Origin of the sequence: Agathobaculum faecis, assembly GCF_014287995.1 — a bacterium.
In the GTDB taxonomy this organism is placed as follows: domain Bacteria; phylum Bacillota; class Clostridia; order Oscillospirales; family Butyricicoccaceae; genus Agathobaculum; species Agathobaculum ammoniilyticum.
This window is the reverse complement of the sequence record NZ_JACOPL010000012.1, coordinates 63508-76780: the sequence shown is the minus strand read 5'-3', so window position 1 is coordinate 76780 and position 13273 is coordinate 63508. Positions and strand designations below refer to the sequence as shown.

General features: G+C 52.1%; 17 protein-coding genes and 1 pseudogene. All 18 read left to right on the top strand.

Annotation, left to right across the window (positions count from 1 at the left end; genetic code table 11):
- Positions 1-241: 241 nt before the first annotated feature.
- The 18 genes and pseudogenes from H8S45_RS12365 (at position 242) to H8S45_RS12280 (ending at position 13245) form a co-directional block, all read left to right on the top strand.
- On the top strand, positions 242-547 hold the full coding sequence (locus tag H8S45_RS12365; protein WP_054328580.1) for a hypothetical protein: 306 nt from the start codon (positions 242-244) through the stop codon (positions 545-547).
- Between the two features lie 91 nt (positions 548-638).
- Entirely contained in the window at positions 639-1412 is a 774-nt protein-coding gene (locus H8S45_RS12360; RefSeq protein WP_054328581.1) for a ParA family protein, read from the top strand.
- Between the two features lies 1 nt (position 1413).
- Entirely contained in the window at positions 1414-2601 is a 1188-nt protein-coding gene (locus H8S45_RS12355; RefSeq protein WP_159068173.1) for a ParB N-terminal domain-containing protein, read from the top strand.
- Positions 2602-2712: 111 nt separating this feature from the next.
- Positions 2713-3615, top strand: coding sequence for a radical SAM protein (locus H8S45_RS12350; protein ID WP_174887862.1), 903 nt, complete (start codon positions 2713-2715; stop codon positions 3613-3615).
- A 549-nt stretch (positions 3616-4164) separates the two neighbouring features.
- On the top strand, positions 4165-4743 hold the full coding sequence (locus tag H8S45_RS12345) for a hypothetical protein (RefSeq protein WP_107631670.1): 579 nt from the start codon (positions 4165-4167) through the stop codon (positions 4741-4743).
- On the top strand, positions 4718-4999 hold the full coding sequence (locus H8S45_RS12340) for a hypothetical protein (protein ID WP_054327885.1): 282 nt from the start codon (positions 4718-4720) through the stop codon (positions 4997-4999). Before H8S45_RS12345 ends, H8S45_RS12340 begins: the two co-directional genes overlap by 26 nt.
- A complete protein-coding gene (locus H8S45_RS12335; protein WP_107631669.1) occupies positions 4974-5849 on the top strand; it encodes a phosphoadenosine phosphosulfate reductase family protein in 876 nt (291 codons plus the stop codon). The genes H8S45_RS12340 and H8S45_RS12335 overlap by 26 nt, the downstream gene beginning before the upstream one ends.
- Positions 5850-5917: 68 nt before the next feature.
- Positions 5918-6778: a DNA-methyltransferase gene (locus tag H8S45_RS12330; RefSeq protein ID WP_054327887.1), complete on the top strand. Its 861-nt coding sequence runs from the start codon at positions 5918-5920 to the stop codon at positions 6776-6778.
- A gap of 174 nt (positions 6779-6952) precedes the next feature.
- A complete protein-coding gene (locus tag H8S45_RS12325; RefSeq protein ID WP_054327888.1) occupies positions 6953-7144 on the top strand; it encodes a hypothetical protein in 192 nt (63 codons plus the stop codon).
- Positions 7137-7379, top strand: a complete 243-nt coding sequence (locus H8S45_RS12320; RefSeq protein WP_159068172.1) for a hypothetical protein — start codon at positions 7137-7139, stop codon at positions 7377-7379. Before H8S45_RS12325 ends, H8S45_RS12320 begins: the two co-directional genes overlap by 8 nt.
- A gap of 37 nt (positions 7380-7416) precedes the next feature.
- A pseudogene (gene nrdD / locus H8S45_RS12315) lies at positions 7417-7578 on the top strand (anaerobic ribonucleoside-triphosphate reductase); the annotation flags it as partial.
- A 246-nt stretch (positions 7579-7824) separates the two neighbouring features.
- On the top strand, positions 7825-7983 hold the full coding sequence (locus H8S45_RS12310) for a hypothetical protein (protein WP_153802395.1): 159 nt from the start codon (positions 7825-7827) through the stop codon (positions 7981-7983).
- A 57-nt stretch (positions 7984-8040) separates the two neighbouring features.
- Positions 8041-8433, top strand: a complete 393-nt coding sequence (locus H8S45_RS12305) for a hypothetical protein (RefSeq protein WP_054327890.1) — start codon at positions 8041-8043, stop codon at positions 8431-8433.
- Positions 8434-8577: 144 nt separating this feature from the next.
- A complete protein-coding gene (gene ssb / locus H8S45_RS12300; protein ID WP_054327891.1) occupies positions 8578-9309 on the top strand; it encodes a single-stranded DNA-binding protein in 732 nt (243 codons plus the stop codon).
- Between the two features lie 50 nt (positions 9310-9359).
- A complete protein-coding gene (locus H8S45_RS12295; protein ID WP_054327892.1) occupies positions 9360-9794 on the top strand; it encodes a hypothetical protein in 435 nt (144 codons plus the stop codon).
- 14 nt (positions 9795-9808) lie between these two features.
- Positions 9809-11050, top strand: coding sequence for a hypothetical protein (locus H8S45_RS12290; protein WP_107631667.1), 1242 nt, complete (start codon positions 9809-9811; stop codon positions 11048-11050).
- A 440-nt stretch (positions 11051-11490) separates the two neighbouring features.
- Positions 11491-11985 carry a hypothetical protein gene (locus H8S45_RS12285; protein WP_107631666.1) on the top strand — a complete coding sequence of 165 codons (495 nt, stop codon included), beginning with the start codon at positions 11491-11493 and terminating at the stop codon, positions 11983-11985.
- An 879-nt stretch (positions 11986-12864) separates the two neighbouring features.
- Positions 12865-13245 carry a TnpV protein gene (locus tag H8S45_RS12280; protein ID WP_054327897.1) on the top strand — a complete coding sequence of 127 codons (381 nt, stop codon included), beginning with the start codon at positions 12865-12867 and terminating at the stop codon, positions 13243-13245.
- The last annotated feature ends 28 nt before the right edge of the window (positions 13246-13273 follow it).

The following is a 13273-nucleotide window of genomic DNA, read 5'->3' as shown; positions in this document are numbered from 1 at the left end:
TTCGAGCCGTTCTTTCTCTTTTCCGAACTTTTCCGGCCGCCGCCCCTTCCGAAGCAGCTTATTCAGTATATCAAACCCAAAGCTGTTTGTCAAGAACTTTTTTCTTCTTTTTTCAGCTTCGAAAATTTTATAATTAAAGTTACCAAGAGGACAGCACTCTGGTAACTTTATTTTTTGCCGTAAAAGGGCAGGAATACCAGTGTGATTCCCCGAAAAACAGAACGGAAAGGAGAGGCTAAGGATGGCAAAAGTGACGCATGAAATGCGAAAAACTATCTACGAAATGTGGCGTACCGGCGCAAGCAAAAAAGACATTAGTGAACACCTGAAGCTGAATGTAAACACCATCAGGAACGAGCTGTGTAAAGGATACAACGGGCAGATCTACTCAGGCGGCAGACCGGTCTACGATCCGGAGCTTGCGGAGCGATGCAGCAATAGCCACGGAAGGCAGGCGCACCGGGAGCAGATGATGCGTATGGTGTCCGCACCGCCCAGCATCTGCCCGGGCGATGATATGGGCGAAGCATCTGCCCAGGATGATTAAAGCCACATGATACATCGCAGACCTGTGGCATGGTGGAGGATATGCTGCAGTATTTGCTTCAACCAAAGACATTTTCAAGGGGATAATCAAAATGAAAACAATTTCCATCATCAACCTGAAAGGCGGTGTCGCAAAGACGCTCACTACTATCAGCATGGCACATATCCTGTCAGAACGGCACGGAAAGCGCGTGCTTGTCGTGGACAACGACAAGCAAGGCAATACCAGCAAAACATTTGGCGTACATAGCTATGAGCGCGGCAGCGTCGCGGAGCTGATGCTGGATCGCAACGCCGACCTGGCTGATACCATCTGCCATACCCGCTATCAACGGATCGACGTGATCCCTGCAAACATGAAGCTGCTCACCGCCAATATGCAGGTGATGATGGACAGCAGCCGTCCGCAGCAAACCCGCCTGCGCGCAGCTCTGCGCAAGGTACAGGATCAGTATGACTACTGCCTGATCGACAACGCCCCGGATATCAACATCAGCACCATCAATGCGCTGGTCGCATCGAATGAAGCAATCATCCCAGTGAAGATAGACCGCTACGCCTTTGACGGCCTGCAGGAGCTGAAAGATCAGATCGCTATCACACGGGAAGAACTCAACCCGGCGCTGCGTCTGGCTGGGTGCCTGATCACCTGCTTCCAGCACGTAGAGGGCGAGCGGCAGGGCGAGGAATGGCTGCGTGCCAACATGGATTGCCCTGTATACAAAACGCACATACGTTACAGCGGCAAAGTAGTGGAAAGCTCGTTTGAAGCTACCCCCATCTTGGAATACAGCCGCCGCAGCGGTGCAGCGCATGACTACTGCGACTTTGTTGCCGAGTATCTGGATGATGAGAGGGGCTGCTGATATGGGATTTGCTATTACAGATATGCTGATGCAGTCCTCCCTCTCTTCTGCACCGGCAAAAGATCAGCCGATCCGCAGGATCAGCTACTATGATCTCGTTCCATCGGAAGATAACTTTTACTCCATGCAGGAGCTGGAAGAGCTTCAGACTGCGATTGAGCTTGCGGGACACATCTTAAGCAACCTTATTGTAACACCGCTGCCGGACGGCAAGTACAAGATTCTGTCCGGTCATCGCCGTCATGCAGCGGTGGGGCGGCTTCTGGCCGCTGGGAAGGATGAGTACGAATTTCTGCCCTGTGCGGTTGAAGAGCTGACGGATGAAGATCGTGACGTCCGCGAACAGGTGCTGCTCATTACAGCCAACAGCCAGCGCGAAAAAACGGCATGGGACAAACTGGAGGAAGTCCGTCAGATGCGGGATATTGCACGCCGCACGAAACAGGAGCGCGGCATTGCCGGGCGCGTCCGTGACCTTGTGGCACAAAGCCTGCACATCAGCTCCAGCCGCATTGCCAAGTACGATTCCATTTTGAACAACCTGATCCCCTCTTTAATGGAGGAAATTAAGGCGAACCGCCTATCAATTTCTACGGCCTATGACCTCAGCGGCCTGCCTGCGGACAGGCAGCAGGCAAGCTATGATTTTTATCTTAACCACGGCAAGCTACCGAGCGAATCGGCTCCGTCTGGTGTGTTCCAGTCGAACACACAGCCCTCTGCCCCTGCGTCAAGCGAACCGGCTCCGTCCGATGTGTTCCATCCGAACACGCAGCCCTCTGCCCCTGCGTCAAGCGAACCGGCTCCGTCCGATGTGTTCCATCCGAACACGCAGCCCTCTGCCCCTGCGTCGAGCGAACCGGCTCCGTCCGATGTGTTCCATCCGAACACACAGCAAACTCCCCAACAGATATTCCATGCAAATGCACCATACAAGCCGCTGACACAAGCAGAAATCGATAAAATGCACTTTGATCGCGTCTGGATCGATTACGGAATGGATGAGGATGGCGAAAGATTTGGTGAAGAAGGCGTCGTGCTATATGGGAAACTGTATTCCATTGATGTGCTCGACGGCGCAGGTCTTGAAGATCTTCTGCTTGACGCGACAGGTGGCGATACCCTCGACAATTCAAGCGGAAAATACACGGTTTACCGATGCCCTCCCAAGGAAAACACCGATGCTTGAGGTCTGTCCGATGAAAATCAAATTCGAGATCGGAGATGGGAAATGCCCGCCGGGGGTGAAGTATGAGTAAGCGAGTGATAGATGTTGCCTGTGGCAGGAGGACGTACACATTTGAGAATCGGATTGATTGATGTAGACAGCCATAATTGGCCAAACCTCGCGCTGATGAAAATATCCGCATATCACAAATCCATTGGTGATGATGTGGAGTGGTGGGACGGATTTGCACAATATGACCGCGTGTATATGTCGCGTGTATTTGATAACACATATTCCGAGGATGAACCCGAGCCGTGCAACGCATCGGAAATTATCAAAGGCGGTACGGGATATGGGTTAGATAATACATTGCCGGATGAAATAGAGCACATAATGCCTGATTACGGTCTTTATCACTGGATGCCACAGGATACGGCCTATGGATTTTTGTCGCGGGGTTGTCCCCGTGGGTGTGAGTTTTGCATTGTTTCCCATAAAGAAGGCCGCAGAAGTGTAAAGGTCGCAGACCTTGCGGAATTCTGGAACGGGCAAAAGAACATCAAACTGCTTGATCCTAACCTGCTGGCTTGCCCTGAGCATACCGACTTACTCAGCCAGTTAGCAAGCAGCGGCGCGCAGATTGATTTTACGCAAGGGCTGGACGCGCGGCTGCTCTGTGCAGAAAACATTTCTTTACTTAATTTGATGCGGATCAAAGAAATTCATTTTGCGTGGGATTCTTTGCGTGAAACCGACGCTGTACTGCGGGGACTTCGGTTGTATGTGGAAAGCGGGCGAAAAAACCGTCATGGAGAATATGGGACGGTGTATGTGCTGACGAATTTTAATACCACTATGGACGAAAACCTCTTTCGGATCTATACGCTGCGCGATATGGGATATACCCCCTATGTCATGATCTATGACAAACCAAATGCGCCACGGGAGATCAGGCTCTTGCAGCGTTGGTGCAATAACAAGCCGATCTTTCGAAGCGAACCGGATTTTGCAAGGTATGATCCACGGAGAAGCTGAAAGGTAGGCTGGCTGCAAAAGCAATGAATAAACTTCTAAAAAGCAAGACATTACGATGGGAAATCGTTACAGGAATATCGTCTCTGGTTATCGGCACCCCAATAGGCTTCTGGCTTAACCATGTCATCTATGCCTATTGGGATGCGATAATGTCAGCTTGGATAGCGTCCTATGATAGCCGAGAGCAGGCGATTACTTCGCTGCCGTCCTATGTAGGATCGCCGGTTGTGGAGACTGCTATATTCGCTGTCTGGATCGGGTTGATTATGCTGCCATGGATCTTTGTGCGGTTAAGGACGAACTTGAAAATAATGCTATCGTTCTTCCTGTATGGAATTTCACTTGAGACATTATTTACTATAACTTACGCAATAGCTGGAGATACAGTTCCCGTTTGGATACACTTCCTTTTTATAAGCGCGGTCATTGATGCAGTGTGGATCTGCTTTCACTTTATAGGTTGGCTAATAAAAAGGCTCAGAAGCAACCGGTAAAAGGTATACCAAACCAATGAAGCAGACTGCGAAAAGCAATAGGGAGGGCTGCGTCATGGAAATAAACGATAATCATGTGGTTATAAATTGCATAAATGACGGCTTCTGTGATTTCTACGATATACTGCTCAGGGATACAATCATCGAGTACTGTCAACAACGCAACGTAAAATGTGATTCTACATTAACTGTATCTTATCACCTTAATCGGGACGCATGTACAGCGTGCATACTTATCAAGGATACAGAAAATCCAGATCCTATCATTGATATACTGATTAAGCATCCTCCGATTATTGGCGGCTGCTGGAGCAATCGGGTTGCGCGGCGGTTGGCAATCGGACAGCTTTATGTCAGTGCGTTTATACATTCTGTATGTGTGTTTCTGGAAGAAATATCATACGAACTCGGTCAGTCGTGGACAGTTATCAGCAATGACGATTGTTATTACGCACCGTTGCTGTATTTTTCTCGAGAAACAACAGATTTGTTGAAGGAAACCGACATCTGCTATATTCCACACATGGTCAGCAAATACCCTTCTGCCTTTGAACGGTTGGCGCAATGCGGTTACTCTTATAAAGCATACTGGGGGCTTGACGAAAACGATGAAAAAAATTCGGATTTGCCTTGAGGTGCAGGGGCTTGGACAGGACGAGTACGGCACGCCATGTTCAAATGTCGTTTGTGTGACGCTGGGCGATGACGATGCCGAGGAATTAACCGGCGCGGAGTACAAAGCATTCTTGGAACAGATCAAGATTGAAGATGTCTTACGACTGTGCTGGTTGGATCAGCAATTCAGCCCAGCAGACTGCCGGTTGATGATGCCGGAAGAGTACGATCTGGCAAACGGAGAGCAAAATGGACAAGGAACAGAAAGCGATTGAACGGATGCGGCTGGCGGCGCAGATGAGCGAGACCTACTACCAAAAGCCGCTGATCGTAACCACGAGCGGCGGCAAGGACAGCGATGTCTGCATTGCTCTGGCGGTGGCGGCGGGGATTGACTTTGAGGTGCAGCATAACCACACCACGGCAGACGCGCCGGAAACGGTATATCATGTGCGGGACACATTCCGAAGGCTGGAAGCCAAAGGAATCAAATGCACGGTAAACTGGCCGACGTACAAAGGTGCGCCGGTGACGATGTGGAGCCTGATCCCGCAAAAGCTGATGCCACCGACACGGGTAGTACGCTACTGCTGCTCGGTATTGAAAGAGGGCGGCGGTGCCGGACGCATGATTACAACGGGTGTGCGCTGGGCAGAGAGCGCGGCACGTAAAAATAAGCGCGGTATTTACGAGAGTATGCCGCACGACCTCAGCAAGAAAATCATTATCAACAATGACAATGATGATAAACGTCAGTTGTTCGAGAACTGCAGATTGCAGGCAAAACGCATCTGCAATCCGATTGTAGACTGGACAGATGATGACATTTGGGATTACATCCGCAGCGAACGTATTGAAACAAATCCGCTGTATGCGTGTGGATTTGACCGCGTGGGATGTGTCGGCTGCCCGATGGCCGGGAGAAAAGGCAGGCAGTTTGAATTTGCGCGATACCCAACATTTGAACGAGCTTATATCCATGCGTTTGACAGGATGCTGAAAATGCGCGTAGTGCGCGGCAAGCTGGACGGTTCGTGGCGTACCGGAACAACCGGCAAGGACGTGTTCCACTGGTGGATGGAGGACGGGGTATTGCCGGGACAGCTCACGTTCTCAGACGCCTGAGTTATGCTCCCTCTTTTTAAGTGCAGACCCCCAAATAACGATAGTCCGAAGGACAAAGGAAATACAATATGAAATTATCCCTTAATACGATTCTATGCGGCGATAGTCTAAAAATCCTAAAGACCCTGCCCGACAACAGTGTACATTGCTGTGTGACATCGCCGCCGTATTATGGTTTGCGGGATTACGGCATGGCGGGACAAATCGGACGGGAACCGATACCGGAGCAGTACATAGTCCGTCTGGTGGAAATATTCCGCGAAGTGCGGCGCGTACTGCGGGCAGACGGTACACTATGGCTTAATATAGCAGACAGTTATGCAGGGAGTGGAAAAGGTCGGAACGCAGATGGTAGCCATCGTCCCGATGGCAAGCAGGGTACGAATCGCGGGACAATAGCCGGTGTGCTGCACAAAGCACCCTCTTCAGTCGGCTGTAAGCCGAAAGACCTGATGGGCATTCCGTGGATGCTGGCGTTCGCACTGCGGCAAGATGGGTGGTATTGGCGTTCGGACATTATCTGGATGAAAAACAATCCCATGCCGGAAAGCGTAAAAGACCGTCCCACCCGATGCTATGAACACGTTTTTTTGTTTTCAAAATCCCGCCGCTATTTTTACGATGCAGAAAGTGTGGCGGAGCCTACGGCAGCATCCACAGTCCGAAATCTCAGGGACGTATGGCAGATCAATAAAGTCCCCTATAAGGGCACACACTTTGCTACTTTCCCTCCCAAACTGGCAGAAACCTGCATTGTGGCCGGATGCCCTCCTGCCGGCATCGTGCTTGACCCCTTTTTCGGCAGCGGAACCACTGGTCTTGTTGCTAAAAAAATGGAGAGGCACTATATCGGCATAGAGCTAAACCCCGATTTCTGCAAACTGGCACAAGAACGGCTATCCGGCACATCCAAAGCAGGATATATGTAACATAAAGAAACCGCCAACCGTACAAGCAAAATAACCACGGGCCTATCGCCTGTGGTCATGCACCGGAAGGTGAAACGCTTACGCAGATTATCCCCCTGCATGTTTCCTCCTCAAACTTCCGGTGTATGACCATGCGCGATGCGCAGCAATCAAGACAAGGCAGGTGAACGACCTTTGAAATTCACATTTGAAATTGATGCGGCCTTCCAAACGATGAAAACAGACAAAAAGCTGCCGGAAGGCGCGCCGCCCAAACAGGTTCAGCGTTATATTCAATCAGCGCGCCGCTCTCTGCTGCTGGAGGATCTTGAAGCCCAAAAGGCACAAGCCCGGCAAATACGGATAGGAGGTCTTGATAATGCCTGACGCATTGCATCTGCACCTTAGACCGTGTGAAATTGCCGTCATTCGCTATCATGAGCAGGATAATGAACTTGTGGAGCTGCGCTTCCGTATCGGCCAAGAGCGCGAAGCACGGTTTGCCCTCACACATATTTCTGCATATGATCCCGATTACAATGCTATTTTTTCCAGCCGGTTTCGAAAAAAATTACAAAGGAGACAGCGCCATGTCGAAAAATACACAACAATCCGCAAATAACGCTATATTATGCAGCGGATCTGAACCGCTGATTGGTGAAGGCGTGGGCTTTGAGCGCATCCGCCGTATCACCGGCTATCTGGTAGGCGATCTGGATCGGTTTAACAACGCCAAACGCGCCGAGGTAAATGACCGTGTAGCGCACGCTGCATCCAGACCCACGGCATGCCCTCCAATTAAGAAAGAAGCAGGATTGTGAGCGGAGAAACTACTATGAATTACTTGTATCATGTTTGGTATTTTTACTATGACGGCTACGGAGAACAGAATGAGGCGGCTTGTTGCTGTGAACTTCAGCGGAAAATAACAACTCCGGGTGATTATGAAGATTTGGTCAAAGCAATAAAAAAAGCACATTATCATCGGGATTCTTCGAACATTTCTGTTATCATCAGGAACATCCAGCTCCTGCATGATCCATCTGAGCCAGACAAGGGGGATTAGCGTGCTCATTCTGATCTGTGTCGGGCTGATCTGCATAATAGTCATTCAAATACTGCGGATCGCTTATCTCAACAAGAAAGTCGAGAAACTGGCTTTGAAAGAACGGCTATTGACACAAATTATCGAGGATCGCTGCATCCCCTATTACACCGGCGAGTAATCTCGCAGTAAAGCAAAAACTTTATTCCGCGTTATTCTCCTTAGACTGAGGTGGCACATGAACCATATAGAACGTATAAAGGAGCTGCTTTCGGCTTTGGGCTATACAATCACGGCCTGTTCGCCAGATCAGGATCTGATCAGTTTTTTATTCTTTCGTGCAGATCATATTTACCAACTGGAATGTTACGGCGGTGATTGGAATTGCACTGTACTGTGGGGGATGGCGCATGATGATAGCTGGGATAGCTCCCGGATTATAAAGTCTGAAGGTATCTTTGTACCATTCACATTAGATTTACTGGACAGCATAGCTGACGCTGCTCTGAAGGATTATCTGTCTGAAGCAATTGCGAGATGCGATACGGAGCAAGAAAAAGATAATTTTATCCGAGCCAGCACAGACAAAGTTTTGTCAACGCTACACAAGAATGATATTTTGCTATTTTAGCTGCGATTTTTTGCAATTTTATAGCAAAATTGCAAATCCATCTAATTTCTCTTGCTGTTCAGATATTACTTAAAGCTTATTATCATAATACCCTGTTTCCATATAAAAGTCTATTAACCATAATAACAGAGGAGGAACCATCACATGAGCAACGCAATTTCCATCAACAACACCGTCCTTATGGGACGGCTCACCCGCGATCCGGAGCTGCGGTATGTCAGCGGGGACATCCCCGTTTGCTTTTTTAAGCTGGCAGTCGCACGGCAGACCTCCGGCGAAGAGAAAACAGACTTCATCCCTTGCGTGGCATGGCGTGAAAAAGCGAAGTTTGTATCCCAATGGTTTTCCAAAGGCACACTGGCTGTCGTGATCGGGCAGGTCACCTCCCGCATATGGGCGGATGACCAGGGCAGCAACCATATTGCATTTGAAATCCTGTGCGACCAGATCCAGTTCGGGGAAACCAAGCGTCAACGGCTGGACCGTGAATCTGCGGACAAGCAGGGGGACGCCGCGCGCGGCAGTTTGCAGATCCTGGCGCTGGATGCTGAAACCGGCATGCTTTTGTCCGGCGCAGCCTATGACCTGTACCGCGCGGACGGCACGCCCGTCCAGCGCAACATGGCAGGGACGGACAGCGGCGCGCATATCGTCGGCCTGCCTGCCGGTGAGTACACCATCACGGAGGTCGCTGTCCCTGCGCATTACGCCCCTGCAGCGCGCTCGGTCACAGCGTCTATCAGACCGGGCGAGGACTGTGTGATCAAAATCCCGCATACCACACAGGCAGCGCCCCCTGCGGCGGAGCCTGCGCCCGCCGCTGCGTACAGCATCCCCGAGGGGATTTCGGACGATGATACAGATTCCCCCATCTGACCGCCGCGCCCATATCCGTGTGTTCCAATGGAACACACGGATACCCTTGTATGACAGAGGTAATCATGAGCAAAGAGGAATTGGAACATCTGAGGAGCCTGAACCGTGAACTGGAGCATGACCTGCGGCGGCTGCACGAACTGGAATCCGCCGTTTCCGGCCGCACTTCTTCCATATCCGGTCTGCCGCATATCGGCGTTTTGCAGGATAATGTCAGCCTGTACATATCCATTATAGACGAACTGAAACGGGTCATCATGGACCGCGTGCTCGAAAGTATTCTGGAGTATGCCAAGCTCAACGCATTTATCAATGGGATAGAAGACCCCCTGCTGCGGCAGATATTGCTTTACCGCTATGTAGACGACCTGCAGTGGCGTCAGATCGCAGCACAGGTCGGCGGGGACAATACCGCCAGCAGCGTCCGCAAGATCGCGGAACGATACTTGAAAACATTGCCGCAAGGCACAGCACAAAAGACATGAAGGAGGTGTTTCAAATGTCCGGATTTACAATGGGGTGCAGCCATGCCCTGCGCAGCAAAGGCCTGTCCCTTGCAGCCAAGGGGCTGTACCTTGTCATATCGTCGTTCTGCGGCATGCCGGGATGGCGGCTCTCCAAGTCCCAGCTGGTGCAGTTCTGCGAAAGCCGTTATGCGCTGGAAAAAGCGTGGCATGACCTGCTGGAAGCCGGATATCTGAAGCACCGCTTTTCCCAGACGGGCAATAGCGGCGCATTTGTCCATACATACGACCTGCTGCAGCTGCCGGAGGATTCCCCTGCATATCAGTATGCCGCGCCGTCCGGGCGCACGGGCGGGGACTGCCGTTTCCGCCCCGCCGGCGATACCATGCGCGATTTTACCCGTATCCCCAATGCCGTGCTGCGCAGCAAAACCATCCCTTTGGCAGTCAAAGGGCTTTTCGGCGTGGTCTTACACCTGACATTGATCCCGCATTTCCACCTGAACCCGGAGGGCGTGCGTGCGTTTTGTGCGGAGCGCCTTAAACGCTTTTCCTCGGTATGGCGCGCGCTGAAGATCAGCGGCCTGCTTAAACAGCACCGTTACCCCACGGGGCAGGAGGACGGCTTTTCCTATCAGTATGAGCTGCTGGCAGAACCGGATCAGGAAACCCCATACCTTACAAACCATCACGCGGACGGTACGGTATCCACGGTAAAAACGATAGCGGGGTATTTAAGCCATGCTGGGAAGAAGCTGCGCGCACTGCGCCCCTCCTGCTCCAAAACGGCGCACAGGCGCGGTTCCAATGCTTCCGTGCCCTCCTCTGCCCCTGCGAGAAAAGCGCCGTATGCACCGTCTCAGGCGGAAATAGAAGCAGTGCGGCGGCGCATTGACGCAGGCCGTCTGGAATGGCAGTATGACGCCAAGCTTGTAGATATGGCAGCGGGCGCGCTGGCGGAGATCGAAAACGCGCCGGAGCTTACGGTCAGCAAACGTACCGTCCCCCTTGATGAGCGTGCGCCGCTGGCGTCCGCTTTCACATATGACGATATGTCATCGTTCCTCCGCACGAAAATAGACCTGTCCCGCGCCGGCAACCCTGCCGCCTATCTGCGCGCGGTGCTATTGAAATGGATGCAGGAGCGCGCGTCCGCGGGAAATCAGCGCGCCAAGCCGCTCAGCGACTGGGAGCAGGAGTGGCTGGAGCGGATCAAAGATGTACGCTGCCGGCGTCTTGCCGAGGAAGCCGGACAAAAAAATACAAGCACGACCTGACAGCCGTACCAGCGTTTATGCAGTACGGCTTATGGCCGTGCTTTTTTTCTGCCCAAAACCGGGGAATGCCGCCGTCACGGCGCGGGATCTGCGGTTTACACAGCCCCGCACGCGCCCTTGACACACCATACGCCTGTTTTCGGGGGGTGGTAGAAAAGAGGGGCAATGGTATTAGGGCTGTATGCGGTTCAGGCAGGATGTAATTTGTCTTAAAATAATAAAATACCCTTCATTTATACCTGTTTAATTATATTTCTGATAACAATACCGGTATGAACGGCAAGGCGAAAAAACTTTCTTTTTCCCTGCAACTTGTCCGCTTTGTCCACCCTGCCTGTGATAATCTGTATACTGGGCGGAAGCCCACGGGCAACGCCCGCAAAGAGCATCCAAATGGCTGGATGCTCTTTTTTTGTGCTAAAAAAGGAGGTTGCAGCGCCATGGGCAGAGTAAACGAATGGGCGGTCAACAGGGAAAGCGACGGGATTGTATACTGCTTCGCAGACGGCACAACACAGGTGGTCCGTCTGGAGGACTACCTGCGTGAAAACCCGGAATACACCGCCGAGGACTTCCGGCAGATCAAGGAACTCTCGGACGGCATGTTCTTTGAACAACATCAAACAGATTATCGCTACGGCTACATGAAAACCGATGCAGATTTTGACGATGTAGCCGCCGCGCTGCCGGCGTCAGACCCCGAGCCGTGTACAGCGCTGCTGCAGTGGGAACAGCGCCGGCTCGCAGTCCGTGCGGCGCTCCTGCTGCTGCACAGCGGCGGGCTGACCCCGGCGCAGAAAGAACGGTTCATAGATTATTTCCTGCGCGGGAAATCCATTGCGGAAATCGCCCGCAAACATCATATACATCGGCAAAGCGCTTGGGAAAGCGTTCACAGGCTGGGCGAACTGTTATCCTCCGGCACCGCCATCTGAAAATAAAGCATATTGTCCGCAGTATGTTTTTATTTTAATATGCCGCCAGTGCGAAACTGGCAGAAAGGAAAATTGATATGGCAAAATTCACACCAGACCAGCTCAAAGAGCAGATGGAGCAGACGGTCCGCCGTTTCCGCGAATCACCGGAAAGCTGGATGCAGTTCCTCGACACAGCGGCAAGGCTGTACAAGTACGATTTCCCCTCGCAGGTCATGATCTTCAACCAGCGGCCGGACGCCACCGCCTGCGCCGGCCTGCCGTTTTGGAACAACCGCACGCTGCGCAGGATAGCGCGCGATTCATCCGGCATCGGCGTCGTGCAGCGCCATGCGGATGGGCATGAACAGGTGCAGTACCTGTTTGATATTTCAGATACCCTCCCCCGGCGGGATAACATCCCGCCGCCGTACATTTGGGAGATGCGCGCAGACGCGCAGGACGCCGTACTGGATAACCTTTCCGCGCAGTCCGGTGAAGATACCCGTTTACTGGACAGCTTTTCTGATAACCTGTTTATCGCGGCGCAGAATCAGGCGTTCCATGACGCGGACAGCATCACGCAGGACCTTGATTTTATCCGTGCGGCAGTGGCGTCCGCCGCCTACTGCGTGCTGCGCCGGTGCGGCATAGACCCCGCGCCTTATGTCCGCTTTATCCCAACCGGAGGGCTTTCCACAGCGGACCTGCACCGCTTGGGTTCTGTAACCCAACAGTCCGTTAAAACCGTATTATCATCCATTGAGCGGACAATGAAACACTTGGATGGGTGTAAACTTTTTCGATTTACAACGCGAAACCGTATTGCGGGACAGGGCGCGGGGGTGTATAATAAGGATACGGAAAAAGACCGGCAGCTTACGGAAGGAGATGGGCAAAATGACCGAAGGAATGCAGGGCCAGACCGCGCAGGCCGAAACGGAGGAGATCACCTACTACACAGGGACGGACGGGAAGGAATACCCAGACAAGACGCCGAAGGAGTACGGGCCGTTCGGGCAGGAGCATCTGAGATACCTCATGAAGAACGATCCGGAATCCTATCAGGATATGGTGGTGAAAGGGACGCTGACCCAGTACCTCAACGAGGTCGCGGAGAGCGCGGAAGAGGATATGGAGCGGCTCATCCGGGCGCAGGCGGCGCAGGACGGGACGGACGAAAACCTGAAACGGACAGACCCCATGAAATGGGTGGGGCTGATGAACAACTACCGCCACTGCGCGCTGGAGATCGTGCGGCGGGACTGGATTTACTGTTAAGTAATAATGAAAAAGGGAAAGCGGCAGA